General features: G+C 69.3%; 23 protein-coding genes. 8 read left to right on the top strand and 15 right to left on the bottom strand.

Features of this window, described 5'->3' with window-relative positions:
- Nucleotides 1–11 precede the first annotated feature (11 nt).
- The 6 genes from ACFPUZ_RS03065 to ACFPUZ_RS03090 all read right to left on the bottom strand — a co-directional run bounded on the left by ACFPUZ_RS03065 (nt 12) and on the right by ACFPUZ_RS03090 (nt 7,002).
- Nucleotides 12–746 carry a GntR family transcriptional regulator gene (locus tag ACFPUZ_RS03065; RefSeq protein WP_376999755.1) on the bottom strand — a complete coding sequence of 245 codons (735 nt, stop codon included), beginning with the start codon at nt 744–746 and terminating at the stop codon, nt 12–14.
- Between the two features lie 66 nt (nt 747–812).
- Entirely contained in the window at nt 813–2,006 is a 1,194-nt protein-coding gene (locus tag ACFPUZ_RS03070) for an alkylhydroperoxidase domain protein (protein ID WP_376999757.1), read from the bottom strand.
- 2 nt (nt 2,007–2,008) lie between these two features.
- Nucleotides 2,009–3,625, bottom strand: a complete 1,617-nt coding sequence (locus ACFPUZ_RS03075) for a dipeptide ABC transporter ATP-binding protein (protein ID WP_376999759.1) — start codon at nt 3,623–3,625, stop codon at nt 2,009–2,011.
- A 1-nt stretch (nt 3,626) separates the two neighbouring features.
- Nucleotides 3,627–4,433, bottom strand: coding sequence for an ABC transporter permease (locus tag ACFPUZ_RS03080; protein ID WP_376999761.1), 807 nt, complete (start codon nt 4,431–4,433; stop codon nt 3,627–3,629).
- A complete protein-coding gene (locus tag ACFPUZ_RS03085) occupies nt 4,430–5,371 on the bottom strand; it encodes an ABC transporter permease (RefSeq protein WP_376999763.1) in 942 nt (313 codons plus the stop codon). The genes ACFPUZ_RS03080 and ACFPUZ_RS03085 overlap by 4 nt, the downstream gene beginning before the upstream one ends.
- Nucleotides 5,368–7,002, bottom strand: a complete 1,635-nt coding sequence (locus tag ACFPUZ_RS03090) for a TIGR04028 family ABC transporter substrate-binding protein (protein ID WP_376999765.1) — start codon at nt 7,000–7,002, stop codon at nt 5,368–5,370. The genes ACFPUZ_RS03085 and ACFPUZ_RS03090 overlap by 4 nt, the downstream gene beginning before the upstream one ends.
- Nucleotides 7,003–7,123: 121 nt before the next feature.
- On the opposite strand from ACFPUZ_RS03090, the gene ACFPUZ_RS03095 reads away from it, so the two are divergent.
- A complete protein-coding gene (locus ACFPUZ_RS03095) occupies nt 7,124–9,007 on the top strand; it encodes an FAD/NAD(P)-binding protein (RefSeq protein ID WP_376999767.1) in 1,884 nt (627 codons plus the stop codon).
- Here the strand turns inward: ACFPUZ_RS03095 and ACFPUZ_RS03100 are convergent.
- A complete protein-coding gene (locus ACFPUZ_RS03100; RefSeq protein ID WP_376999769.1) occupies nt 8,994–9,710 on the bottom strand; it encodes an SDR family oxidoreductase in 717 nt (238 codons plus the stop codon). The two genes, ACFPUZ_RS03095 and ACFPUZ_RS03100, sit on opposite strands and share 14 nt — an antisense overlap.
- A 43-nt stretch (nt 9,711–9,753) precedes the next feature.
- Here ACFPUZ_RS03100 and ACFPUZ_RS03105 point away from each other — a divergent pair, with 43 nt between their 5' ends.
- Nucleotides 9,754–10,665 carry a DMT family transporter gene (locus tag ACFPUZ_RS03105; protein WP_376999771.1) on the top strand — a complete coding sequence of 304 codons (912 nt, stop codon included), beginning with the start codon at nt 9,754–9,756 and terminating at the stop codon, nt 10,663–10,665.
- 40 nt (nt 10,666–10,705) lie between these two features.
- On the opposite strand, the gene ACFPUZ_RS03110 is transcribed toward ACFPUZ_RS03105, so the two are convergent.
- Complete coding sequence (locus ACFPUZ_RS03110; protein ID WP_376999773.1) at nt 10,706–11,890, bottom strand: cystathionine gamma-synthase; 1,185 nt, start codon at nt 11,888–11,890, stop codon at nt 10,706–10,708.
- Between the two features lie 48 nt (nt 11,891–11,938).
- Nucleotides 11,939–12,715, bottom strand: coding sequence for an ABC transporter ATP-binding protein (locus tag ACFPUZ_RS03115; protein ID WP_376999775.1), 777 nt, complete (start codon nt 12,713–12,715; stop codon nt 11,939–11,941).
- Between the two features lie 25 nt (nt 12,716–12,740).
- On the opposite strand from ACFPUZ_RS03115, the gene ACFPUZ_RS03120 reads away from it, so the two are divergent.
- Nucleotides 12,741–13,151 carry a globin gene (locus ACFPUZ_RS03120; protein ID WP_376999777.1) on the top strand — a complete coding sequence of 137 codons (411 nt, stop codon included), beginning with the start codon at nt 12,741–12,743 and terminating at the stop codon, nt 13,149–13,151.
- Here the strand turns inward: ACFPUZ_RS03120 and ald are convergent.
- Nucleotides 13,108–14,199, bottom strand: a complete 1,092-nt coding sequence (gene ald / locus ACFPUZ_RS03125; protein ID WP_376999779.1) for an alanine dehydrogenase — start codon at nt 14,197–14,199, stop codon at nt 13,108–13,110. The two genes, ACFPUZ_RS03120 and ald, sit on opposite strands and share 44 nt — an antisense overlap.
- Nucleotides 14,200–14,378: 179 nt before the next feature.
- Here ald and ACFPUZ_RS03130 point away from each other — a divergent pair, with 179 nt between their 5' ends.
- A complete protein-coding gene (locus tag ACFPUZ_RS03130; protein ID WP_376999781.1) occupies nt 14,379–16,406 on the top strand; it encodes an LPXTG cell wall anchor domain-containing protein in 2,028 nt (675 codons plus the stop codon).
- A 59-nt stretch (nt 16,407–16,465) separates the two neighbouring features.
- Here ACFPUZ_RS03130 and ACFPUZ_RS03135 read toward each other — a convergent pair whose 3' ends face one another.
- The gene (locus tag ACFPUZ_RS03135) at nt 16,466–18,394 is read right to left on the bottom strand and encodes an LPXTG cell wall anchor domain-containing protein (protein ID WP_376999783.1); all 1,929 of its coding nucleotides are present in this window, start codon (nt 18,392–18,394) and stop codon (nt 16,466–16,468) included.
- A 170-nt stretch (nt 18,395–18,564) separates the two neighbouring features.
- Here ACFPUZ_RS03135 and chrA point away from each other — a divergent pair, with 170 nt between their 5' ends.
- Both chrA and ACFPUZ_RS03145 read left to right on the top strand, forming a co-directional pair.
- Nucleotides 18,565–19,755: a chromate efflux transporter gene (gene chrA, locus ACFPUZ_RS03140; protein WP_376999785.1), complete on the top strand. Its 1,191-nt coding sequence runs from the start codon at nt 18,565–18,567 to the stop codon at nt 19,753–19,755.
- Nucleotides 19,756–19,850: 95 nt separating this feature from the next.
- A complete protein-coding gene (locus ACFPUZ_RS03145; protein ID WP_376999787.1) occupies nt 19,851–21,941 on the top strand; it encodes a hypothetical protein in 2,091 nt (696 codons plus the stop codon).
- A gap of 12 nt (nt 21,942–21,953) precedes the next feature.
- On the opposite strand, the gene ACFPUZ_RS03150 is transcribed toward ACFPUZ_RS03145, so the two are convergent.
- Both ACFPUZ_RS03150 and ACFPUZ_RS03155 read right to left on the bottom strand, forming a co-directional pair.
- Nucleotides 21,954–22,577: a DUF8185 domain-containing protein gene (locus tag ACFPUZ_RS03150; protein ID WP_376999789.1), complete on the bottom strand. Its 624-nt coding sequence runs from the start codon at nt 22,575–22,577 to the stop codon at nt 21,954–21,956.
- Complete coding sequence (locus tag ACFPUZ_RS03155; protein WP_376999973.1) at nt 22,574–23,023, bottom strand: acyl-CoA thioesterase; 450 nt, start codon at nt 23,021–23,023, stop codon at nt 22,574–22,576. Before ACFPUZ_RS03155 ends, ACFPUZ_RS03150 begins: the two co-directional genes overlap by 4 nt.
- Before the next feature lie 151 nt (nt 23,024–23,174).
- On the opposite strand from ACFPUZ_RS03155, the gene ACFPUZ_RS03160 reads away from it, so the two are divergent.
- On the top strand, nt 23,175–23,546 hold the full coding sequence (locus tag ACFPUZ_RS03160) for a YidH family protein (RefSeq protein WP_376999790.1): 372 nt from the start codon (nt 23,175–23,177) through the stop codon (nt 23,544–23,546).
- 9 nt (nt 23,547–23,555) lie between these two features.
- Nucleotides 23,556–23,888, top strand: a complete 333-nt coding sequence (locus tag ACFPUZ_RS03165) for a DUF202 domain-containing protein (protein WP_376999792.1) — start codon at nt 23,556–23,558, stop codon at nt 23,886–23,888.
- Between the two features lie 48 nt (nt 23,889–23,936).
- Here ACFPUZ_RS03165 and ettA read toward each other — a convergent pair whose 3' ends face one another.
- Together ettA and ACFPUZ_RS03175 are read right to left on the bottom strand one after the other, a co-directional pair.
- The gene (ettA, locus tag ACFPUZ_RS03170) at nt 23,937–25,607 is read right to left on the bottom strand and encodes an energy-dependent translational throttle protein EttA (RefSeq protein WP_376999794.1); all 1,671 of its coding nucleotides are present in this window, start codon (nt 25,605–25,607) and stop codon (nt 23,937–23,939) included.
- Nucleotides 25,608–25,795: 188 nt separating this feature from the next.
- On the bottom strand, nt 25,796–26,344 hold the full coding sequence (locus ACFPUZ_RS03175) for a single-stranded DNA-binding protein (RefSeq protein WP_376999795.1): 549 nt from the start codon (nt 26,342–26,344) through the stop codon (nt 25,796–25,798).
- Nucleotide 26,345: the final 1 nt, after the last annotated feature.

Below are 26,345 nucleotides of genomic sequence, written 5' to 3' on the forward strand. Positions count from 1 at the left end.
GGTGAGGACAGCTAGGACCGGGTGTCAGTCACCACGCGGATGTGCGCGATGTCGGAACGCAGGACGTCCTCGGAGTACTCGATGGGCTGATCGTCGGCGGTGTAGGCCGTGCGGGAGATACGCAGCAGCGGCAGGTTGCGGGTCACGCCCAGGGTCTGCTGCTCCCAGGCGGAGGCCACCCCGGGGATGATGGTCTCCGATTTACGGACCGGCCGCATGTCCCACTGGGTGTCGAGGAGCTCGTACATGGAGCGGGAGAGATCGGCTTCGAGCATGCCGGGCACCCGGAAGCAGGGGAAGTGCGAGCTCTCGACGATGAGCGGGGTGTCGTTGACGCAGCGCAGGCGCACGATGAGGAACACGGGGTCCCCGACGGCGATGCCCAGGGCCTCGGCGACGGCGCTCTCGGCACGCCGCAGGTCGGATTCGACGATCTCGGAGCTGACCTCGAGCCCGTGTTCCCGCAGCTGCGGCATGAGCCCTTCCATGCGGGTCAGTTCCACGACGGGCGGGATGCTGCGGATGAAGGTACCGCCGGTGCGTCCGCGGCGCCGCTCGATGAGACCCTCCATCTGGAGGATGTCGAGGGCGTGGCGGACGGTCATCCGGGCGACGCCGAATTCCTCGACCAATTCCCTTTCTGTGGGAAGTTTATCGCCACCGCTGAGATCACGACGCTCGATACGACCGCGGAGGTCATCCGCGATGGCCAGGTACGCCGGGGAACGGCGGGACGGGAAACTCACGCCTCAAGAATAGCGAAACGCATAGAATGTGTCGCATATGCAGTGGTCCCCGGGACGTCTGAGGTGTTACTTGGCCCGGTATCGCGCAGGTACATCAGCCTCTCCGAGCACGAGCATGAGGCGATTTGCCCAGTTGAAGAAGGCGGTTGCATATAAATGGTCGAGAATCCCGATGTCGTCGAGCCCGACGGCTCGCAGGGCCTCGCTATCCGCGGCCGCGTACCTGACGGGGGTAGCGGTCAGGGACAGGGAGGCGTCCCGCAGGGCCCGGGAGCGCTCCACTGACAGGTCGGCGTCGACTCCCTCGGCCAGCAGCGTATCGACGTCCCCCTCGTCACCGCCCTCCTCCACCGCCCGGGCGGCATGGACGGAGACGCAGAATTCGCAGCCGTTGAAGCGGGAGGTGACGGTGGCGGCGAATTCACGCTCGGCGCGGCTGAGACCGCCGTCGGTGTTGTAGAAGATGTCCAGGTCCGTCAGCGTGCGGGCCTTGAGCGCCGCGGGGTCGCGGGCGAGCAGCCGGAAGTAGGGCATGGACGCCCGCTCGGGGCGGATCAGGGCGTCGATCTGCGCGGGGTTGAGTTCCGCCAGCGGCTCCACCCACGGCGCCCAGCCCAGGGGGTGGCGCACGAAGCGGGTGGGCGCCACGACGTCAGGGCCGGGCACCTCCGGCCAGGCGGGAATCTCACCCGACAGCTGCGCACGCTCCGCGACCGCCACGTCCCGGCCGGCGAGGACCTGCAGCCCGTGCACCACCCGGATCTGGAAGCTGAGGAAGGCGATGAGCTGCGTGAGGCTGACGATGTCGTCCTCCGACCAGCCCGCCTGTCGCAGGTGCTCCATGGCGGCGGGGGTGGCGTCGCGCGGGTGGAAGACCATGAGGTGGGCGATGTCGAAGGCGGCCGCCAGGCGGGCCCCGAGCGTGGCGGGGTCGTGGAGGTGGAAGCCGCCGTCCGAGGAGGGGCCCCGCGAAGCGCCGGCGCTGAGGGCGGCGTCGATGTGAGCGGGGAGGGTGGCGGGGGCGTCGTCGAGAAGCAGTTCGGCGTAGAAGTCACGCACGCCCTCCGCGCCGTGGAGTCCGGCGACGACCATGGCGACGGCGTAGCGCTCCCCGTAGGTGAAGGAGCCGGGGTCGCGCGGTTCGAGGAGGGCCTCGAAGCTGCGTTGCGCGTTGAGCCGCGCGGCGGGGCGTTGTTCGCGGAGGCGGGCAAGCGGGTGGTCGGAGGGCAGTCCGGCGAGGAGGTTGATGGCGTCAGTCATGGTCACAGTCCCAGGTTGAGGACGCCGCCGCGGTAGTTGCCCCCGGGGATGGCGTCGATGAGTGTACGGGTCACGTCGGAGGTGGGGTGGTCGAAGACCGCGGCGGTGGGGCCGTATTCGACCTGCCGTCCGCGGCTGAGCACGGAGACGGTGTCGGAAATCTGCCTCACCACCGCCAGGTCATGCGAGATGAACACGTACGTCAGGCCGAGCTCCGCCTGCAGGTCCTCGAGCAGCCGCAGGATCTGCGCCTGCACGGTGACGTCGAGGGCGGAGACGGCCTCGTCGAGGACGACGAGTTCGGGTTCGAGGATGAGCGCGCGGGCGATGGCGACGCGCTGCCGCTGCCCGCCGGAGAGCTCCGCCGGGCGGCGCTGCGCGGTGCCGCGGTCGAGGGCCACGAGGTCGAGGTAGCTGTCTACCTGGCGCGTTGCTTCTCGACGCGACGCTCCCGACAGGTTGCGCAGCGGCTCCGCGATGATGTCCCCGATCGTCTGGCGCGGATTGAGGGAGGAATAGGGGTTCTGGTAGACGAGCTGCACGTCCCGCCGCAGGGCGCGGCGCTGCCGGTGGGTGGCGGTGGTGATCTCGCGGCCGTCGAGACGGATGGACCCCTCGGTGGGCTGGTGGAACGCCGCGATGGAACGCCCGAGGGTGGTCTTGCCGGAGCCGGATTCGCCGACGATGGCGTGCGTGGAGCCGCGGGCGACGGTGAAGGAGACGTCATCGACGGCGGTGAAGTCGCCGTAGCGCTGGGTGACGGACTCGACGTCGAGAAGCACGGGCGCGTCGGGCGCGCGACGGCGGTCGCCGACGGCGGTGGCGGTGGCCAGCGAGGGGGCGTCGGCCAGCAGCTGGCGGGTGTAGGGGGCGCGTGGGTCGGTGAGCACGGAGGCGGCGACCCCGGATTCGCGGACCTCGCCGCGCTCCATGACGACGATGTGGTCGGCGCGGTCACCCGCGACGGCCAGGTCATGGGTGATGAGGAGGATGCCCAGGTGGTGTTCGCGGCGCATGTCGTCGAGAAGATCGAGGATGACCTTCTGCACGGTGACGTCGAGGGCGCTGGTGGGCTCGTCGGCGATGATGAGCTCCGGCTCCAGGGCCAGGGCCGCGGCGATGAGGGCGCGCTGTTTCATCCCGCCGGAGAGTTCGTGCGGGTACTGGTCGTGGCGCTTCTCCGGGTGGTCGATGCCCACCTGGGTGAGCAGCTCGATGACGCGCTCGCGGCGGGCGGCGGCGCTGCCCCGCCCGTGGATGGCCAGGCCCTCCCCCACCGAGGCGCCGATGGTGCGCACCGGGTTGAGGGAGTTGTTCGGGTCCTGCGGGATGAGGCCGACGCGGGTGCCGCGCACCCCGCGCCAGGCACGCTCGTTGAACTCCGAGACGGGGGTGCCGTGGAGGCGGACGGCGCCGGCGTCGATACGCGCGTTGCCGGGCAGCAGACCGATGGCGGCCTGCGCGGTGGTCGACTTGCCGGAGCCGGATTCGCCGACGATGGCGGTGATCTCGCCGGGGCGCACCTGCAGGCTCACGCCGTTGACGGCGGCGACGGGGCCGTGGCTGGTGTCGTAGGAGACGACGAGGTCCTCGATGTCGAGGAGGGGGCTGTCGGACATGTCAGGACTCCTTCCGGATGGTGTGGCTGAGGTAGTTGGCGGCGCAGACCACCGCGACGATGACCACGCCGGGCAGCACCGTCAGCCACCAGGAGGTGGCCAGGTAGTCGCGGGCGTCGGCGATGACCAGTCCCCACTCGGGCGTGGGCGGCGGGGCGCCGTACCCGAGGAAGCCCAGGGTGGAGAGCTGGAGGATGGCGGACCCGAACTGCAGCGCCGCCAGGGCCAGGACCGGCGTGAGCGAGTTGGGCAGGATGTGGCGGAAGAGCACCTGCAGGCGGGTCCCGCCGGAACCGTAGGCGGCCTCGACGAAATCGGCGGCGGCGACGGCGAGCACCTGGGAGCGGGCGAGGCGGGCGAAGGTGGCCACGGAAGTGACACCGACGGCGAGGGCGGCGTTGATGGTGCCGAAGCCGAGCAGGATGATCACCGAGAGGCTGAGCAGCAGCGCCGGGATGGACAGCAGCACGTCGACCAGGCGCATGAGCGCCGCATCGACCCAACCGCGCTGGGTGCCGGCCACCAGGCCGAGCAGGGTGCCCACCACGAGCCCGACGAGCACGGCCACGAGGGCGCCGGCCAGCGATTCCCGCGCGCCCCACACCACGCGGGTGTAGAGGTCCCGGCCCACAGAATCGGTGCCGAACCAGTTCTCCGTGTTGGGGGCCAGCAGCGGGGCGAAGGTGCCGGAGTTGGGGTCATGGGTGGTGAACAGCTGGGGCAGCAGCGCCCAGGCGATGGCCAGCAGGAGGATCGCGGCGGCGAGGACCGTGCCTGCCCGGCGGGGGCGGGTGATCAGGGTGCTCATGCTCGGGCCTTTCTGCGCAGACGGGGATCGAGGACCGGGTAGAGCAGGTCCACGAGGAGGTTGATGAGGACGTAGAGGGTCGCGGCGATGACGACGACGGCCAGCAGGACGGGGGTGTCGCGGTTGGCCACGGCCTGGACAGTGAGCTGGCCGATGCCGGCGCGTCCGTAGACGGCCTCGGTGACCACGGCGCCGCCGACGAGTTCGCCGAAGAGCAGGCCCGCCATGGTGAGCGCGGGCAGCAGGGCGTTACGCAGGACGTTGCGCCCGAGGATCCACGCCTCGCCGGCGCCGCGGGCGCGCACGGCCTGGATGAAGGGCTGGCGGTGGACCTCATCGATGGAGCGGATGAGCACCTGGGCCAGCGGGGCGGAGATGGGCACCGCGAGCGTGAGGGTCGGCAGGAGGAGGGCCTGCGCCGGGGTGGCGCCGATGAGGGGCACGAGGCCCAGCTGGAAGGAGAGGATCTGGATGAGCACGATGCCCAGCCAGAACGTCGGCAGGGAGACCATGAGCGCCGGCAGGGAGCGGATGAGGTCGCCGAGCCATCCGAAGGTGCGGGTGGTGGCCAGCACCGCGATGAACACGGCCAGGACCAGCGCCAGGAGGAAGGCGGACACGGAGAGCGCGACGGTGCCGGGCAGGGCCTCGCGGATGAGGGTGGACACCGGGGTGCCCGTCTGCACGGAGTAGCCGTAGTTGCCGGTGACGAAGCCGCCGAGCGCCCCGAGGTACTGGAGCACGAGGGGGTCGTCGGCGCCGTAGGCGTCGCGGATGCGCTCGATCTCCGCGGCGGACAGCGCCAGGTCAGGGCTGGCGTAGCGGGCCATGACGCCGTCGGAGGGCAGCGCCGAGAGCAGGATGAACGCCAGCGTGTAGGTGATGAGCAGGACGAGGACCGCCTGCCCGAGGCGGCGCAGAAGCTCGGGACGGGTCACTTCTCCTCCTTCAGGTCGAGAGAGACGCCGTAGAAGGAGGGGCGTCCGATGGATTCGGGGCGGAAGCCGAGGACGTGCGGCTGGACGCCGTAGACCACGGGTTCCTCGAAGAGCGGCAGGACGTAGGCCTGCTCCGTGAGGTAGTCCTGCACCTCCCGGGTCCGGGTGGCGCGTTCCTCCTCGGTGGCCAGGGAGGCGATGTCGTGGAGCAGCTCGTCGAGGTGGGGGTCGTGGACGGTGTCGTCGGATCCGTTGAGCAGCTCGTTGCGGTTGGTCGAGTGCCACATGGACTTGATCACGTCGTAGTCCGCGCGGCCGACCATGGTGTGTCGGATCTGGATTTTCTCGTAGTCCTTCGAGTCCGCGTTCTGGGTGGCGTTGTCGCCGGGGTTGAGGTGGATCTCCACGCCCACGCGGCGCAGCTGCTCCTGGATCTTGGTGATGATCTCCCGCGAGCGCGGCTGCGGCACCGCCTCGTTGATGGTGAAGGCCAGCCGCTCGCCGCCGCGGGCGCGGATGCCGTCGGGTCCGGGTGCCCAGCCGAGGTCGTCGAGAAGCTCCCGGGCGCGGGCCTCGTCGTGGACGTAGGCGCCCTCCTGCTCCCGGTAGCCCAGGGCGGTGTGCGCGAGGGCGGAGGTGGCGGGGACGTAGGAGTCGGAGAAGAGAGTGTGCATGATCTCCGTGCGGTCGATGGCGTGGATGAGGGCCTGCCGCATGCGGATGTCGCGCAGATGCGGGTGCATGAAACGGAAGCTCAGGGAGTTGTTCACGCCGTTGGTGCCGTGCCAGACGACCTCGATGCCCTCGTCCCGCAGATGCTTCTCGACGGGCGCCTCGATCTGCCGCGCCACGTCCGCCTGCCCGGCGACGAGCGCGCCGACCCGCACGGAGTCCTCGGCGGCGAGGACGTAGTCGATGCCGTCGAGCGGGGTGCGGCCCTGGTGGGGGTGCGCGGGCGGGGCCCAGTCGTAGTCCTCGCGGGCGTCGAGGGTGAGGCGGGTGCCCAGCTGCTCGCCGGTGATGACGAAGGGCCCGGAGCCGATGACCCCGGTGGCGTTGCCCGGCGCGAAGCCGTCGTTGGCCAGCTCCAGGGTGGCATCGGCCAGCAGGCCGGCGTTGAAGGAGCTGGTGGCCTGCGCGAAGCCCGGCGCGGGGGCGGAGAAGTGGAAGCGGACGGTGTCGTGGTCGATGACCTCGCCGCGCTCGTAGTTGGTGATCTGTTCGGAGGAGGTGAGCATGCGCTCGGAGTCGCCGATCCCGAAGAGGTCGAAGTTGGCCACGACGTTCTCCGGGGTGAGCGGGGTGCCGTCGGAGTAGGTGACGTCGGTGCGGATGTCGAAGGTGTACTCGGTGGCGTTGTCGTTGATGTCCGGGAGGCGGGTGGCGATCCACGGGGAGAGCTCGAGGGTGTCGGGATCCTGGTAGAGCAGGCGGTCGGCGACGTTGTTCAGCACCGCGCCGTTGGGGTAGAAACCGGCGCCCGGCGGGTAGAGGGTGTTGAAGAAGATCGGCTCGAGGTAGGTGAGCCGGTTGCCTTCGCCCTGCGCGGGCCCGGTGGGGCTCACGCAGGCGCCGAGGAGGGCGAGGCCGCTGACCAGGGCCAGCGCGGCGACGAGGCGTCGGGGTTTCACGGGGACTGCTCCTGCCTGAAGAATGAGGTATGACTTTTGCTCAGCAACGTAGCACAGAGTAGACTAAATAGTACTAACTGGATAGACAGTACGGTCTAAACGTTTCCCTGAGGAGGCCCCCTTGCCCCGCCCCGCCATTGCCGTCGTCGGCCTCGGACCCCGCGGCATCTCGGTCGTCGAGAGACTCGCCGCCGCCCTGGAACCCGGCACCGACCTCACCCTGCACCTCATCGACGACGCAGCTCACGGCGCCGGACGCGTGTGGGACACCACCCAGACCCGCACCCTGTGCATGAACACCCTCTCGGCGGCGGTGACCCTGTTCACCGAGCCCGGCGCCAGCGTCACCGCCCCCGTGCTCGAGGGGCCGATCCTGCATGAATGGATTCAGCACCTGCGCGGCGAGGACATCTCCCCGGCACACGCCGCCCTGCTCGCCGCGCACCCGCCGCGGCCGGAGGTGGCGGAGGCCTTCGCCGCCGAGATCGCCGAGACCCGCCCCGAGTCACACCCCTCCCGCGCCCTCTACGGCGCCTACCTCCGGTGGGTCTTCGACGTCGCGCTGGCCCGCCTGCCGGAGTCGGTCACCGTCGTCGCCCACCACGCCCGCGCCGTGGCGGTGCGCGCGGCCGGCGACGCCGACGAGATCGAACTGTCCGACGGCACCGTGCTCACCGCCGACGCCACCGTCCTGGCCCTGGGCTGGCAGGTGCCCGGCCCCACCCCGGCGGAGTCCGCAGCTGCGGACTCCGCAGGGACGTGGATCCGCCCGGACAACCCCGTTGAGCAGCAGATTCACCTCATCCCGGAATCGGGACCCGTCCTCGTGCGCGGGCTCGGCATGGGATTCTTCGACATCATGGCGCTGCTCACCCTCGACCGGGGCGGGGTGTTCCACCCGGACCCGACCGCCCGCTCCGGACTGCGCTACGAGGCCTCCGGCCGCGAACCGCACCTCATCGTCACCTCCCACCGCGGCTACCCCTACCTGCCGAAGTCCGACTACGGCGGCCTGCCCCCGAAGGTGAAGGGCCCGCGCCTGCGGCAGGTGCTGCGGGAGCTCGCCGCCGCCGAGCGCATCGACTACGGCACCCAGGTCTTCCCCGCCGTCATCGCCGACGCCTTCGAGGCCTACTACCGCACCCTCGCCCGCGTCCGCCCGGCGGCCGTCGATCTGCCCGCCGAGGAATTCGCAGCCCTGCTCACGGGCGACCTGGAAGGCGATGAGGCGCTCGTCGCACAGCACACGCGCGAGCCCTTCTCCCTGCGCGCCCTGCTGGAACCGCTGGCGGATGTCCACGGCACCCGCGCGGAGGTCACCGAAGTCATCGCGCAGCGCATGTCCACCGACATCCACGAGGCGGCGCTGGGTACCGAAAGCCCGGTCAAGGCCGCCCTGTGGTCGATCAACGCCGCCCGCAAACCCACGGCCGTGCTCGGCGCGCAGGACCGCTACACCCTGGAATCCCGCCGCGGCCTCTTCGCCACCATGTCCGCCCTCGGGCAGATGGTCGGCTCCGGCCCACCCCTGTTCCGCTCGCGGCAACTGCTCGCACTGGTCGACGCCGGCCTGGTCACCTTCCTCGGCGCGCACCCGAGCGTGCGCGCCGAGGACGACGGGTTCGTCGCCAGCTCGCCGACGACCGCGGGCGCGGAGGTCCGCTCCCGCGTACTCGTCGACGCCTGGATGCACAGCCCCGACATCCGCCGCCCCGCCGACCCGCTGGCGCTCTCCCTCCTCGAGTCGGGCCGGGCCCGGCCCTTCGAAGTGAGCACCTCCGACGGGCAGCGCTTCCCCACCGGCTCTCCGGAGATCGACCCGGAGACGCGGCTGCTGGTGGGGGCGGACGGGGGCGTCGATAAGCGGGTCTCGCTCATCGGGATCCCGACGTGGGGGCAGATGGCGGACACGACGATTTCCCCCATGCCCGGCACCGACCCGCTCATGCTGCAGGAGACCGACCGGGCGGCGCTCACCGCGCTGCGGATCGCTACCGGTCGCTGAGCTCGATGCGCGGGCGCACCGAGACATCCGTGATCTGGGTGCTCTCCCCCGCATCGACGACCAGCCGGATCGCGCGCGCCACCTCCAGCGGGGAGATGACGTGCTCGGCCACGTACTCCTTGTCGTCCTGGGCGAACAGGCCGCGCAGCATGGGAGTGTCCGTCGGGCCCGGCGCGACCGTGCTCACCCGCACCCCGGCCGTCGACTCCGCCTTGCGCAGGCCGTCGGCCAGCGCGTAGAGGGCGTGCTTCGTGGCGGCGTAGACGATGTTGTCGCCGTAGGAGCCGCGCCCGGCCCCGGAATTGATGAACACCGCCACCCCGCGGGCGGCACGCAGGGCCGGCAGCAGGCGGCGGGTCAGCTCCGCGGGGACGTGGACGTTGATGTCCATGGCGCCGCGCCAGTCCGCCACACCGGCTGACTCGACGCTGAACTTCGTGGCGATCGCCGCCGCGTGCACCAGCACATCCACCCGCTGCATATCCAGCAGCGTCTGCAGGCACGAACCAGCGGGGCCTGCCTCCAGCAGGTCGACCACCAGGTCCGTGGACACGGGCGTGACGTTGGCCAGCGCGCCGAGCTCGGCGAGGGCGACGTCATCGCGCCCGAGGGCATACACGTGGTGCGTCCGGGCGAGATCGGCGACGATCTCCCGCCCCATACCGCCGGTGGCGCCCGTGACGATGGCGATTGCTTCGGTCATACCCTGGACTCTAGCCGGGGATACCCTGAACTGAGGAGGTTCCATGCTTGCTGTCCTGTTCGGTGTCTTCGTGGGCACCGTCATGCCGATCCAGACCTCGGCCAACTCCCGGCTCCGCCGCTCCGTCGGCTCGCCGTTCCTCGCCTCGCTCGTGTCGTTTGCCGTCGGCTTCCTCGCGTTGCTCCTCGCCGTCCTGCTTATCGACGCCCACCTCCCTCCCCTCTCCCAGGCCACCGGAATGCCGGTGTGGATCTGGTCGGGTGGCATCCTCGGGGTGGTGGTGCTGACGGGGAACATCTTCCTGTTCCCGCGGCTGGGCAGCGTGCAGACCGTCGTCCTGCCGATCACCGGCCAGGTGATGATGGGCCTGCTCATCGATCATCTCGGGCTCTTCCACGCCCCGGTCCACCGCCTCGATGCCGTGCGGGTGCTCGGTGCGCTGCTGCTCGTGGCCGGGGTGCTGGGCACGATGCTGCGGCCCGGCCAGGCCCTGTCCGGCGGGCACTCCTCCGGCTGGTCGCTGTGGGCGTGGCGGGCGGCGGGCGTGGTGTTCGGCATGTTCTCCGCCGCCCAGACCGCCATCAACGGCCAGCTCGGCGTGGTGTTCGGCTCCGCGCTCGGGGCGGCGCTGGTGTCTTTTGCGTTCGGCGTGGTGACGCTGCTGTTCATCAACCTGGCGCTGCGTAACAGATGGCGGCTGGACGTCTCCGCGGGGAACCCGTGGTGGATGTGGATCGGCGGGTTCCTCGGCGCCACCTTCGTCTTCGGCAACGCGTTTCTGTCCCCGGTGCTGGGCACGGGACTGACGGTGATGACGATCCTGCTCGGGCTCATGGCCGGCAGCCTGCTCATCGACCATTTCGGGCTGCTCGGGGCGCACCGCCGGAGGGTGACGTTACTGCAGGCACTGGGGCTGGCCCTCATGGTGGCCGGGGTGGGCGTCATCCGGTTGTAGGGGCCGGACGAGAAGGATGACGAGAAGGATGTAGACCCTTCTACACCTCCGCCGACACCTCGGCGGCTGCCTCCGCCGCCGCCACGGCCTCCAGGGCGACGTCGATGTCGGCGATGAGGTCCTCGACATCCTCGATGCCGATGGAGATGCGCACCAGGTCACGCGGCACCTCGAGCTGGGAGCCGGCGGCCGACTGGTGGGTCATGGTCGCCGGGTGCTCGACGAGAGATTCGACGCCGCCGAGGGATTCCGCCAGACAGATCAGCCGGGTGTTGAGACAGAAGACGCGCGCCGCCTCCTCCGAGTGGAAGCGCACGGAGATCATGCCGCCGAAGCGCTTCATCTGCTTCTTGGCCACCTCGTGACCGGGGTGCGAGGGCAGGCCCGGGTAGAGGACGGTGCCCACCTGCGGGGAGGTGTCGAGATGCGCGGCGATGGCCTCGGCGTTGTCGCAGTGGCGCTCCATCCGGACGGCGAGGGTCTTGATGCCCCGGGCGGTGAGGTACGCGTCGAAGGGCGAGGGAATCGGGCCGACCCCGCCCTGGAACCACAGGAGCTGCTCGTCGAACTCGGCGGAATTGGTCACCACGATGCCGCCGACGACATCCGAGTGCCCGCCCAGGTACTTGGTGGCCGAATGCAGGACATGGTCCGCACCGAGCGCCAGAGGCTGCTGCAGGTAGGGGGAGGCGAAGGTGTTGTCCACCACGAGTGCGGCCGGGCCCTTGATGGCGGCGACGGCGGCGATGTCGGTGATGGACAGCGCCGGGTTGGTCGGGGTCTCCAGCCAGATGAGCTTGGTGTTCGGGCGCAGGGCGGCCTCGACGTCGGCGACGTTGGTGGTGTCGACGACCGAGTACTCCACGCCCCAGGCGCCGAAGGCCTCGTCGATGAGCCGCCAGGTGCCGCCGTAGGCGTCGTGGCCGAGGATGAGGTGGTCTCCGGGGCGCAGGAGAATGCGCAGGATGATGTCGGTGGCGGCCATCCCGGAGGAGAAGGCGCGGCCGAATTCGGCACCTTCGAGGGAGGCGACGGTCTTCTCCAGGGCTGCGATCGTCGGGTTGCCGCAGCGGGTGTACTCGAAGCCGCCGCGGAGCTCGTTGAGGCCGTTCTGCGCGAAGGTGGTCGACGCGTAGATCGGGGTGTTGATCGGGCCGTACAGGCTGTCGGGCTCGTATCCGGCGTGGATGGATCGAGACGAGAAACCAGAGAGTCCGTGAGTCATGCGGCCACTATAGACCAAGCGGTCCACCGGGAAGGAAACACCCGGGAATTATATGCAGAGCGCGAACCAACGCCCCTTGACCTGCTGCAACTCCACCTCCAGGCCGTAGAGCCGCGAGAGGTTGGCGGCCGTGAGGGTGGTGCCGATGGGGCCGGCGGCGAGGATGCGGCCGTCGCGAAGCAGCAGCGCATCGCTTGTCGACGCCGCGATCTCCTCCACGTGGTGCGTCACCATCACCGTCGTCAGCTCCGGGCGCCGCGCCCGCAGCTCGTCGATGACGCGCAGGAGCTTCTCCCGGCCGGGGAGATCGAGGCCGGTGGTGGGTTCGTCGAGAAGCAGCAGGTCCGGCTGGTGGATGAGCGCCCGGGCGAGGAGCGTGCGCGCCCGCTCCCCCTGCGAGAGCGCCGACCAGCGGCGGTCGCGCTTGGCGGCCATGTCGGTGAGCTGGAGCAGTTCCTCCAGCCGCGCCTCCTCTTCCGGGGTGGGCGTCCAGCGCGGGAGGAGGCCGTTGGAAGCGGTGATTCCGGAGAGCACGAGCTCGGCGACGGGATAGTCGCCCAGTCGCTGGCGCGGGTCGACCCAGCCGATGCGGCGGCGCAGGCGGGCCAGCTCGACGCGCCCCAGGCGGTGACCGAGGATGTCGACCTTGCCGGTCGTGGGGTACCACCAGCCGCCCGCGAGCTTGAGCACGGTCGATTTGCCGGCGCCGTTGGGTCCGAGCACGGTCCAGTGGGAGCCGGTGGGCACCTGCCAGGAGATGTCCGTGATCAGCGTGGTGGGGCCGCGGCGGACGGTGATGCCAAGAAGCGAGAGCGCGGTGGACATGCCCGCCAGCCTAGACTGGGGTGCCATGAGCAGCCTCTATGACGCCGTGGGCGGCGCCGACACCTTCTCCCGCCTGGTCGCCGGCTTCTACGCACAGGTGAAGACGGACGACATTCTCGGGCCGATGTACCCCGACGATGACTGGGAGGGCGCGGAGCAGCGGCTCCTGTGGTTCCTCACGCAGTACTGGGGCGGTCCCGCGACGTACAACGAGCAGCGCGGGGCGCCGATGCTGCGGCGTCGGCACTTCCCCTTCCCCATCGACCGCGCCGCCGCGATCCGCTGGCTGGAGCTGATGAAGGTCTCGCTCGACAGCATCGACGAGGAGACGATCCCGCCCGCCTACCGCCACCAGATGTGGGATCACATGGAGCGGGTGGCGGCGATGCTCATCAACCGGGAAGATCCGGGAACGCCTCCCGCACGGGCTCACTGAGCAGCGCCCCGCCGCGGGTCATCAGGCCCGGGGCCAGGCCCGGATGCTTCTCGACGGCCCCGTCCACCCCCGCCTCCGCGATCGCCCGGACATAGGGCAGCGTGGCCGAAGTGAGCGCGCGGGTGGAGGTGTTGGCCACCGCGCCGGGCATGTTGGGCACGCAGTAGAAGAGGGAGTCGTGCACGAGGTAGGTGGGATCCTCGTGGGAGGTCTTCCGGGAGGGGGCGAAGCAGCCGCCCTGGTCGATGGCGACATCGACGAGGACAGAGCCCTTCTTCATGCGGGCCACCAGCTCCTCGCTCACCAGGGTGGGGGCTTTCGCGCCGGCGACGAGGACGGCTCCGATGACGAGGTCGGCGTCGATAAGCTCAGCCTCGATGGTCATGGGATCGGAGATGAGGGTGCGCACGTTGCCCTGGTAGAGATCGTCGAAGCGGGCCAGCACGGCCGGGTCGAGGTCGAGGACGGTGACGGAGGCGCGCAGCCCCTGGGCAATCGCCACCGAGGACGCACCGACCTGGCCGCCGCCGAGGACGACGACCTTGGCCGGGGCCGTGCCGGGCACGCCGCCAAGCAGAACGCCGCGCCCACCCTTGGAGCTCATGAGGTGGTGCGCGCCCTCCTGCACGGCGAGACGGCCCGCGACCTGCGACATCGGGGTGAGCAGGGGCAGTCCGCCGCGGGCGTCGAGCACCGTTTCGTAGGCGATCGAGGTGGTGCCGGCACTCAGCAGGGCCTGCGTGCACTCGCGCGAGGAGGCCAGGTGCAGGTACGTGAACAGGATGAGGTCCGCGCGGAGGAAGGGGTATTCCGCGGGGAGGGGTTCCTTGACCTTGAGCACCATGTCCGCGGCCCAGGCCTCCTCGGCGGTGGCGACGATCCGCGCGCCCTGGGCCTCGTACTCGCTGTCCGCGATGGAGGAGCCCGCGCCCGCCCCGGCCTGGACGATCACCTCGTGCCCCTCGGCCACGAGGGTGCCGGCGCCGGTGGGGCCGAGGGCCACCCGGCCCTCCATGTTCATGATCTCCTGCGGGATTCCGATACGCATGGCCATTGACCTTACTCGGGCGGGGTGACACTGACCGCGGAATGTGCCCGGCACCGGTGTCATCCCGATCACTCCTGAGGTAGACAAAATTACGAGACACCCCCAGCGTGTCCCGAAGAAAACCACAGGTGACTGCTAGCATCCCGTTTTGTACAGACCTTCGCTCGGAAAGAGTTGCCATGTCCCTTTCTGCTTCCCTCCGGCGGTCGCTGCTCGCCACCGTCGCCACCACCTCCCTTCTCGCCGCCGGCACCACCCTCGCGCTGCCGGCCGCACAGGCCCAGAATGCCCCGGCCCTGTGGGGCACCGGCTACGTCGACATCGTCGGCCGCGACTACCATCCCGACACCGCCACCTGGAGCGCCAGCGTCCGCCCCTTCGGCAGCGCCGACGAGGCCTACGAGCACCGGGTCACCCAGCGCATCGTCATCCCGAAGACCGTCGGCGAGCCGAGCCTGGTCAACGGCCAGTGGCGCGGCAACTTCCGCTCCGCAGAAGCCCTGCCGGCCCACCCGGACGTCGCCTTCGCGAAGCAGGCCGCCGATCACCTCCTCGAGTATGGAGCCCGACACGAGCTGCTGGCCCGCGTGAGCGAGCGGCTCACGGCGGAGCACCCCGAGTCCCTGCTGCAGATCAGCCCCTACCTGCTCAACTACAGCACCCACGACTCCCACATGCTCGACGGCCTCGGAGGCCTGACCTGGACGGCCGACTACAACGACGGGCTCGTCCGCGGCAGCGTGGACGGCACGGTGGAGGACGAGAACTGGGAGTTCCTCCTCGACCACGAGGGCAACCTGGTGAAGCTGCTCTCGGCCGTACCCTCCACGACCGAGCCGGGCGCCCCGATCCGGGTCACCTACCTGTCCGTTCCCCAGGACATCCATAACACCGTCGTGCAGGACTTCTTCCTCACCCCCGGTACCCAGAACATCCAGTTCGAGGCCGACGAGCGCATGCACCGCGGCGTGAGCACCAACCTCGAGCGCGTCATCCACGAGGTCCTCATCGACCCTGCGGACTTCCCCACCCTCGATCGCCTCCCGGCCCCGACGCGAAGCGTCGCGGTGGATTCCCCTAGTGTCATCGAGCGCGACATCCGCGCCACCAACCGCATCCTGGCCGAGGAGCTCGGCCTCGCCGACCCGGGGGCACTGACCGTGGAGATGGCCGGAGCCATTTTCGGCGACATGGTCCTGACCAAGAACAGCTCCCCGGTGGACACCACCAAGGTGACCGGCGTCCAGTTCCCGCACTTCGAGGAGACGGACAACACCATCTACTACACGGTCACCGATTCCCCCGTGAACGCGGACGGGACGAGCCACTACTGGGTCATCGACATCTTCGGCCCGCGGTCCCAGTTCAGCTTCGACGTCACCGCGCCGAAGCTCCCGGCGGGTACGACCAGCGACGAGTACGTCGCCGCCCAGATCTACCACAAGTCGACCTGCACACGCTGGGGCAACGACCTCAACTGGCAGTGCCAGGAACTGCACGACTACAGCTGGGGTAAAGGCCTGAACCTGGAGAGCACCTACGCCGCGGGCACGGTCCTCACCGACGGCGTGGTCCGGGGCACCCTCACCATCACCGAATCCGCCGCCGGCCTGAGCGGGCTCGAGCGGGACCGCCACTACCAGCGCGGCATCTTCGGCAACGACTACTGCATGGTCACCCGCCCGACCGAGGACCCCACGGACTTCCAGGCGCTGGCCTCCACCATCTTGCCGTCCGACTACAACAACCGCTTCCCCGGGCAGCAGGAGAACACCGTCTCCCCGTCCAACCGCTTCCTCCGCGGCGAGCAGTTCAGCGATGACATCCCCATGCGGAATGTCAACGACGGTGAGCCCTTCACCTCCGCCGACGGCTGCGACCAGGCCGGTGTCCGCCTGGCAGCACCGGCCGCAACCCCGCCCGGCGGCAGCTCGCTGCTCGGCTCCGCCCTGCTCATCGGCGGTTCTGCCCTGCTGAGCTCCGGTTCGGGCTCGGCGGCGCCGGACGATACCCCCGTCCCGGACCCCACCCCGGCCCAGACCACCATCGCGCCGCAGCCGACCCCGAGCGCTGAGCCGACCCCGGTGGCGCAGCCGCCGCGCGGCCTCGCCCAGACCGGCGCCGAGGTCATAGGTGTCATCGGAGTGGCCCTGGCCGCCCTGCTCGGGGGCGCCGCCCTCCTGGCAGTGCGCCGCCGGAACTCCTAAACCCTGACACACGTCGACCCCCACCATCCAGGTGGGGGTCGACGTTTCTGTCGGCTCGGTTATCGACGTCGCCGGAGCACCAGCAGGACGCCACCCGCCAGGGCCAGCAGTCCCACCACCGCCAGGCCGATGACGGACGCGCCGGTCTGCGCGAGGCCCCGGGGCGCGGGCTGCGCCTGCTCGGCGGGCTGGGCCGGTGACTGCGGCTGCGGGACCACGGTGGTCTGGGCCGGGGCCGGGCTGCTGACATCCGGGGAGGACGAGCCCGTGCCGGAGCTCAGGAGAGCAGAGCCGAGCAGCGCAGCTCCGGGGAGAGAACTGCCGCCGGGAGGCGTGTCAGCGCTGCAGACGAGCGGCACGGCGGCCTGGTCGCAGGCGTCCTCGTTGATCCAGCCGGGGCCGTCGTTGGCACCCCGCATGGGGATGTCGTCTATGTACGCGCCCTCGAGGAACATGTCCGCCGGGGAGATCGGATTCTCCGGCTGCCCGGGGAAACGGTTGTTGTAGTCGGTGGGCAGGATGGTGGAGGCCAACGCATCGAGGTTGTCGGGATCCTCCGTGGGGCGGGTGACCATGCACGAGGGGTTGCCGAAGATACCCCGGCGAAGCTCCGCTGCCGTCGCCCCCTGGGGGATCTCCAGGGTGCCGCGCACCACGTTCTCCGTCACCTCGGAATCGGGGTGGCTTTCCGTGTTCCCGCCCCTACCCCAGGGGTACTCGAAGAGGGACTCACACTCCCAGGCAAGTTCGTTGCTCCACCGGGTGCAGGTCTGGGCGGTGTACACCTGCGCGGGCACGTACGCACCGGCGGCAGCGGCAGCGTCTTCCGGCGTATCCACCGTCACGTCGAAGCTCGCCTGCATGGGCGGGGTGGCGAAATCGATGACCCAGTAGGTGCCGTCCTCCGATTCGGTGATGGCGTAGAAGAGGTTCTCTTCGCCCGCACTGATCCGGTCGAGCCCCTCGATGGTGTCGGCCACCTCCACGGCCTCCGCCGGGGTCTGGGCCACGGGCAGGACCAGGCCTCCGTAGAGCGCCCCTTCCGCGTCGACGGAGAGCGGGCCCGCATAGGAGATGCCCACCTTCTCCGCCATGACCTCATAGATGGTGGTGAGGTCACGATCGAAATCTGCCTCCAGCACCTCTCCCGGGGGAAGCTGCGTGAGGGTGGCGAACTGCTCCGGGGAGATCGTGGTCTCGTACACGACGCGATCCAGGCTGGTGGAACGCCCGGGCGTCATGTCCGGGTTCAGGTCGGAGTCCTGCCGAAAAGCGCCGGAATCGACCAGGTCGTCCGGCAGCGGCTGGTAAACGACGCGGATGCTGCCGTCGGCGTTCCTCTCGGAGGCGAGGACGCGGACGCGGGAGCCGGTGGCGTCGAGAAGCGGAGTCGCCTCAGCCGTCTCATCCCAGATGTCCTCGGGAGTGGCGGTGCCGACGGCGGTTTCTGTGGGATACGGGTTGCTTCTGGTCCCCCAGAATTTGCCGCCGAAGCCGTCGAGCACCTTCCATCCGGAGGTGGCCGGGTCCTCCTCGGGCTGACTGAAGACGCGGTGGATCGCGTTCGGGTTGCGGGCGAGGATCTCCGCGGCCACGGCCTCGTTGAGTTCCCGGGCCGCCGCCTCGTCGAGTCCGGCGAGGTGCTGCTGGTAGGCCTCCACCACCGCGTGTTCCGGAAGCGGGGCCAGTCGCCGCAGCTGCACGTTGTCGAGGCTCGGCTTGCCGATGTCCTGCCCGTTCACCTGCTTCGGGATGACCATCCGGTTGGTGGTGATGTGCTCCAGCGGTGCGGAGGAGCTGGACATGGGCCGCACGCTCACCCCCCACTTCGCCAGGCCCTCCCCCGGCTCGCAGGGCTTGCCGACGATGTCGACGTAGCCGGGACCGCCGAGCGGGAGCAGGAGATCACCCAGGATCATGTCCTCGTAGGCCCACACCCCCAGGTTCACGGCCGGGGAATCCTGGCCGTGGGCGAGCGGGGCGCTCAAGCCTGCAACGGAACAAGCGAGAGACGCGATCAGAAGCCGACGGAACCGGGCTGATTGACGAGACATGGCACCCACCTCTAAGCAAGGAACTTATACATTGCGGACAATACACCGGATATTCACCCTCTCCCCAGGTAATACCTAGGAAACGGGGGTACGTGTCGCCTACGATGACGACCGTGAAAGACAGGCAGAGCGGACTCGGGGACGTCATACGCAGCTTCGGCATCCTCGGGGTGACGGCCTTCGGCGGCCCCACCGCCCACCTGGGCTATTTCCGGGAAGAATTCGTCGCCCGCCGGAAGTGGCTGACGGAGCGTTCCTACGCGGACCTCGTCGCCCTGGCCCAATTTCTCCCTGGCCCGGCCTCCTCGCAGGTGGGCATGGCGCTGGGGTATCACCGCGCCGGGTGGGCCGGCATGACCGCGGCGTGGCTGATGTTCACCGCCCCCTCCACGCTGCTGCTCGGGTTCTTCGGTCTCCTCCTGTCCACCGCGACTATCGACGCCCACCAGGGCTGGATCTCCGGTTTGCTCGCCGCGGCCGTCGCCGTGGTGTTCCACGCCGTGGCGGGCATGGCCCGGAGCATGGCGAACACGCGGCTCACGGCCACCATCGCGGTGCTTGCCGGACTGTGCGTCCTCCTGCTGCCCGGCCCGCTCACCCACGTGGCCGTCATCCTCGGCGCCGGAGTCATCGGTCTGGCGGCGCTGCGCGGAAAGCCGCAGGAGGTTGACCCCGCTGGGACGGAGCTACGCGTGGTGGGCGCGCGCACCGCCTACGCGGCGCTTGTCCTGTTCTTTCTGCTCCTGCTCGCCCTGCCGCTGGGCGCGACCCTGTTCGGTGGCGCACTGCTGGCCCGGGTAGCCGCCTACATCCAGGCCGGCTCCCTGGTTTTCGGCGGGGGGCATGTCGTCCTCCCCTTGCTGGAGCAGCTCACCGTCGCACCGGGATGGGTCACGCAGGAGCAGTTCCTGGCCGGGTACTCCGCCGCCCAGGCGGTACCGGGCCCGCTGTTCACCTTCGCCTCCTTCCTCGGCGCCGTGGATGGGGGCTGGCTCGGGGCGCTCGTGGCCACGGTGGCCATCTTCCTGCCCTCCGCGCTGCTCATGACCGCCGGCCTGCACTTCTGGGGCCGCTGGCGCCACCTCCCGGCGCTGCGCGCCGCTTTCACGGGGGCCAACGCCGGGGTCGTCGGTCTGCTCGCCGCCGCACTGTGGGACCCGGTGGTGGTCCACGGCATTACCGGTGTGGCGTCGCTGAGCATCGCGGCCCTGTGCTGGCTGGGACTGGCCGTGTGGAAGCTGCCACCCTGGTCCATCGCGCTGGCCGCAGCCCTCGGGGGGTGGCTCCTGCTGTAATTTCCGCCCCACCGCCGCGGACGGGCCGAATTACGAGACTATACAAGTTACACTGTGGCTCACTTATAGTTCAGAGCTTCCCCGAAGGTGTCTCCATGGTTTCTCTCAAGTCCACCATCCGCCGGGGCCTCATGGCCACCACGAGCGCCCTGCTCGTCGGCTCCCTGGCGTTCGGCGCCGCCCCGACGGCCTCGGCCCAGGGAGGAATCACGTCCCTGGGTGGCGCCGCGATCGCCCTCATGTTCCTCGGGGGCCTGGACTTTGTCGGCGCCCATCCCGGTGGCCCCGGCTATGTCGACATCGTCGGCCGCCCCTGCGACCCGGACTGCAACGAGGCGACCTGGGGGGTGAGCATCCGCCCCTTCCACAGTGGGACCCTCCCCTATCAGCACACGACCCGGCAGACGATTGTGGTGCCGAAGAATGTCGGCAAGCCCGTCATCCGCCACGCCACGGTGCGGCCCATCAGCTACGCCACCGACGAGCAGACCTCGGAGCAGCAGGTGCTGCAGGCTCTCGCCGAGCACCTCGAGACCCTCCCGGAGGAGGAGCGCGCCGAGAAGCTCCTGGAACTTCGCCGCGACTACCTCGCCGCCCACCCCGGCGCCGTGTTCTACTTCCCCATCCTCAACAGCGACCCGGCGGCAGCCCTGCAGGGGATGGGAGGCCAGGACTACCTCGCGGGCATGGCAGGGGACGTCTATGCCTCCGCCGACAGCGCTTACTTCTATGACCCGGCGACAATTCTGCAGACCGAGAACGGCGAGAAGGTCCGCGTGTTGTCCAGCGTCCGGGACGGCGGCGACCTCACCGTCGCTTACCAGGTCATCCCCCAGGAACTGCTCGACCAGACAGAACCGCGAGAAGGGGATCCCCTGCTCTTTTCGGGCATGTCCACCAACTTCGACCGTGTGGTGTACACCACGACGATCCCCGCGGCGGCCATTCCCACCACCACCCGCCTCCCTGTCGGGCAGCCGGCCACGGTGGATGCGAACGCCGACTTCGCGGCCTTCTACTCCTTCGTCGCCGCCGACCTGGGCGTCGCCTACGACGGCTCTGTCGCCCACGACATGAACGGCTGGCTCTACGGCAACCTCGTGCTGCCGGCGCAGGCCCAGCCGGCCGATGTCTACGAGGTCAACGGGGACACTTCGACCCTCATCCCCCCGAAGCCCGCCGACAAGGAGGCCGAGCAGCCGCCGGCGCAGTCCTGGACCGGAGCGACCTATCCCGACCGCGTCGGCGAAGGGGGAGCCGTCAATCCGAGCGACCCCGCGACCCCGGGCATCGCCTACACCGTGGAGGAGTCCGCGGACGGGAACTACTGGGTCCTCCATGTCTCCGTGCCCCCGATGCAGGCGAGTTTCGAGCTGGCCGCCGAGAAGGACCCGGCCGCCATCGCCGCCGGTGCCAAGTACGCGGCGGCGCAGGCCTTCACCTCGGAATCGTGCACGCGTTTCAACAATGATCCGGACTGGACCTGCACCTCCCTGCTCGATTACGACTGGGGGCGCGGGGGCCGCACGACCACCACCTCCGGCACTACCGAATTAGGGCAGGTCACCCGCGGCGACTTCATGTACCGCGATCCGGTCACCGGCGTCATGCGTTTCGACGACGAGTACGAAGCGCTCTACGACGCCGACCCGTCACTGCCCCTGCGCGGGGTCTTCGGCAACGACCAGTGCATGGTCACCCGCCCCACCGAGGATCCGGAGAACCGCCAGGCCCTGGCCTCCACCATCCTCCCGTCCGACTTCAACCGCCGCTTCCCCGGCCAGGAGGAGAACAACATCTCCGCCAACAGCCGGCTGCTCTCTCCTCCCTTCGGCAACGAGATGGACATGGAAGGTGTCAACACCGGCGAGCCCTTCACCGTGGAGGACGCCTGCGACCAGGCGGCCGTACCGCTGGTGTGCGAGGAGGACGATCCGACGATCCCGGTCATTCCGGTCATCCCCGTGCCGGGCAGCTCTCTGCCCTCGGGAACCCCGACGCCGGCTACGCCGGCCCAGACCACAATCCCCCCGCAGCCCACACCCGAGCAGAGCCCGGAGGAGCCGCGCGGGCTCGCCCGGACCGGAGCCGCCGTCACCGGCGTAGTCGGAGTGGCACTGGCGGCACTGCTCGGCGGCGCCGGGCTGCTCGCCTTCCGTCGCCGGGGCGGTGTCTCGGGTTCCTGATACCGGGAAGCCTCAGAACAGCGACAGTGAGGTGGAGCGGTAGACGGTGCCGAAGGGGGCGTCGATACGCACCCAGCGGCCGACCGTGGACACCCGCAGGTGACGCGGGACGTCGAGGGGGGCGGCGAAGCCGGGGATGAGGCCGAGCGAGGTACACGTGAAGATCATGCGCATCGGGATCTCGGCGGTGCCAGCCTCGCCGGTGACGGTGAGAACCGTCTGGTCGAGGAGGCTGGCGGGCGGGCCCAGCGGGCCGGAGAACTGCCGCGCCAGGGCCTGTCCCTGATCGGCGAGCTCGCGGACAACGCCCACCGGGACCTCATCGAGCAGCTGGAAACCGCTCTCCGGCGGCAGGGCGCCCGGCCAGTTGGGGTCGCGGGCCGGGCCGATGGAGGGGGAGCCGGTGCGGAGGGCGTCGAGAAGATCGAGCACCGAGACCACCGCGCCGTCGCGCGAGACCTCTCCCTGCACGCGCCGGGAGGCCACCACCTGAAAAGGGGTGGTGACGAAGACATCCACGTACTCGCCGAGCTGGCGGAAGCGGACGGAGGCGGAGGCGTCGAGGTCGCTGGCGCGGCCGATGAGGGCCTGCAGGCCCGGCGCGCCGTCGACGATACGCAGGGACTCCGGGGTCACTTGGCGGAGTCGCCCGCCTCGAGCTGATCGACGTCGTCGGCCCGGGTGAGGATCTTGACTTCCTTCTCCGTGATCGACCGCGGGCGCTCGGTGTTCATGTCGATGGCCACCTGCACACACTCGACGATGCAGGCGATCCGCCCCTGACGGTCCTTGATCTCCTGGCGGGTGGTGAAGGAGGTGTTGCCGATCTCGACGACCTGCGTCTCAATGAGCAACTCCGTCGTGTCCGGCATCACCGGACGCAGGTAATCGACGTCGAGGTGGCGGACGAAGACCGCGAAATCGTGACCGCGGGCGGTGAACTCATCCTCCGCGAACTTCAGGCGCGCCTCCTGGGCGACCTCGATGTAGTTCGCGTTCATGATGTGCCCGTAGCGGTCGAAGTCGGACCAGCGCACCGGGACAGTGGTGACGTGAAGCGCGGAGTTCTGGTCGGCGGTCATTCCGTACATACGGGTCTGGTTCCTTTTCCATGCGGTGACGCGGTCATGCTCGCCGTCCAATCTATACGTCTTGGACGGGTTTGGGCAGTTAAGGGAGGTATCGCGACGAATCTATATGAACAGCAGGTAAACGCAGGTAGAATTCGGGGTTATGACCACGACTGACCGCAGTCGCCTCGACCAGCGACTGTTCCCCGACGGCGAGGAGCCGGACCCGCAGTTCACCCTGTCCAACGAACGCACCTACCTGGCCTGGACCCGCACCTCCCTGGCCTTCCTCGCCGGCGGCATCGCCCTGGGTGCCTTTCCCATTGAGGCGGTCTCGACCGAATGGCGCGCTGCGCTGTCCGCCTTCGTCATCGTCATCGGCATGTCCATCGCCCTGGTCTCCGCCCTCCGGTGGATCCGCATCCAGCGCGCCATGCGCCACTCCCGCCCCCTCCCCTCCGCCTCCCCCCTGCTGCTGGTCACCGGCGCCGTCGTGGCCGCCTCCGCCGTGGCGTTGTGGCTGTTCATCTTGTAAGCGGGCGTGATGAACGGCCAGAGCTTCCCCGAACGCAGCCACCTCGCCTGGACCCGCACCGCCCTGGAGCTGGCCCTGGTGTCCATGCTGCTGCTCCGCTGGGCGCGCGCCTACGGATGGTGGGTCTTCCTGCTCATCGGCATGCTCGTGGCGATGTGCGCGGCCATCGCGCTCACCCAGCGCTGGCGTTACCGGGAGACCCGGCGCAGCGTGCACCGCAACACCACCGCCCCCAAGACGTATTCCGTACTGGCCGTGACCACGACCCTGGTGCTGCTCGGCCTGGGCGGCGTGGCGCTGGTCCTCGTCCCGCTGCCCGGCGGGGTGGAACCGGGGTGGTGACAGCACGACGCCCGGTCACCTCGAGGTGACCGGGCGTCGATAAGCGACCTAGCGGGTCAGGCGGCGGTGGGTGACGCGCGAAGGACGCGCGGCATCGACGCCGAGGCGCTCGATCTTGTTCTTCTCGTAGTCGCCGAAGTTACCCTCGAACCAGAACCACTTGCCTTCCTCGATGTTGCCTTCCCAGGCGAGGATGTGGGTACAGGTCCGGTCGAGGAACCAGCGGTCGTGCGAGATGACCACGGCGCAGCCCGGGAACTGCTGCAGGGCGTTCTCGAGGGAACCGAGCGTCTCGACGTCGAGGTCGTTGGTCGGCTCATCGAGAAGCAGCAGGTTGCCGCCCTGCTTGAGGGTCAGCGCCAGGTTGAGGCGGTTGCGCTCACCACCGGAAAGCACCTTGGACGGCTTCTGCTGGTCCGGGCCCTTGAAACCGAAGGCGGACAGGTAGGCGCGAGAGGGCATCTCGTTCTGGCCGACCTTGATGTAGTCGAGGCCGTCGGAAACGACCTGCCACACGGTGGCCTCCGGGTCGATGTTCTCGCGGCCCTGGTCCACGTAGGACAGCTGGACGGTCTCGCCGACCTCCACGGAACCGGCATCCGGCTGCTCGAGACCGACGATGGTCTTGAACAGGGTGGTCTTTCCCACGCCGTTGGGGCCGATGACACCGACGATGCCGTTACGGGGCAGGGTGAAGGAGAGGTCCTTGATGAGGACGCGGCCGTCGAAACCCTTCTCCAGGTCCTTGACCTCCACGACCTTGTTGCCCAGGCGCGGCGGGGTCGGGATCTGGATCTCCTCGAAGTCCAGCTTGCGGTACTTCTCGGCCTCGGCAGCCATCTCCTCGTAGCGCTCCAGACGGGCCTTGTTCTTGGCCTGCCGGGCCTTCGGGGAGGAGCGGACCCACGCCAGCTCGTCCTTGAGGCGCTTCTGCAGCTTCTGGTCCTTCTTGCCGGCCACCTCGAGGCGCTCGGCCTTCTTCTCCAGGTAGGTGGAGTAGTTGCCCTCGTAGGGGTGCAGCTTGCCGCGGTCGACCTCACAGATCCACTCCGCGACGTGGTCGAGGAAGTAACGGTCGTGGGTGACGGCCAGGACTGCGCCCTTGTAGTCGGCGAGGTGCTTCTCCAGCCACAGGACGGACTCGGCGTCGAGGTGGTTGGTGGGCTCGTCGAGCAGGAGCAGGTCCGGCTCGGAGAGCAGCAGCTTCGCCAGCGCCACGCGACGGCGCTCACCACCGGAGAGGTTGGTCACCGGGGAATCGGACGGCGGGCAGCGCAGGGCCTCCATGGCCTGCTCGATCTTGGAATCGACCTCCCAGGCATCGGCGGCGTCCAGGTCCTCCTGGAGCCGGCCCATCTCGTCCATGAGCTCGTCGGTGTAGTTGGTCGCCATCTCCTCGGCGATCTCCTCGAAGCGCTTCTTCTTCTCGAAGATGTCGCCCAGACCCTCCTCCACGTTCTCGCGGACGGTCTTCTCCTCGTTGAGCGGCGGCTCCTGGAGGAGGATGCCCACGGTGGCACCCGGATCCAGGAACGCTTCGCCGTTGGAGGGCTGGTCGATGCCCGCCATCACCTTGAGCACGGACGACTTGCCGGCACCGTTGGGTCCGACGACGCCGATCTTGGCGCCCGGGTAAAAGGCCATCGTGACGTTGTCAAGGATGACCTTGTCGCCGACGACCCTTCGCACATTCTTCATCGTGTAGATGAACTCGGCCATTTCTCCCCTAGTGTTCTAGTGCGGTAAAGACACTCCACAGGGTACATGACCGGCCCGGATGATCTCGAAGCCAGCTCGCCGCCGGCCACCCCGCCTGATCTTCTGACACGGACCGCCCGGCCTGCCGGAGAAAGCGCAGGCCACCGGTTCCGCGCTGTCAGGTAATCAGGCACTGACGGAAGCCGGGGTCAGAACGGCGCCTCCGGCTCCTCCCCGCCGACACCGACCGCCGCGAAGCTGGACTCCGCCGGATGCGGCGCCGGAGGCAGGTGGGAGACGTCGACGGGATCCTTCTTCACCGGCACGGTCTCGTCGTAGAACTTCTCGTCCATCACCAGCTCCGGGATCTGCAGCCCCTCGATGCGGCGCTCGTTGGGGTCCATCTTCCGGGAGGAGGCAATGTAGAAGTTGAGGTCGAGTCCGATGCTGCTGGCCTTGAGGATGTTCTGGTAGCGCGGCTTCTCCTCCCCCGGGACCTGCCACTCCGAGTTGACCAGGTGCCCGGTGGCGATGACGGGCATCCCCGAGCCCAGCGACGCCTTGCAGTGCCGGGCCAGCGACCCCCAGGCCTCGACGGTGATAAACAGCGCGTCGCCGTCCACCCACTTCTCGTCCTTGAGCACCCGGCGGTTGACGGCCACCCGCAGGCGGACCAGCTCCTTGCCGGTGCTCTCGAACTTCTTCAGAATCGGGTCGCGGGTCAGGTTTCCGGTGATGGTGGTGGTCGATGTGGCCACG

This window comes from Corynebacterium nasicanis (assembly GCF_042658165.1).
In the GTDB taxonomy this organism is placed as follows: Bacteria; Actinomycetota; Actinomycetes; order Mycobacteriales; family Mycobacteriaceae; genus Corynebacterium; species Corynebacterium nasicanis.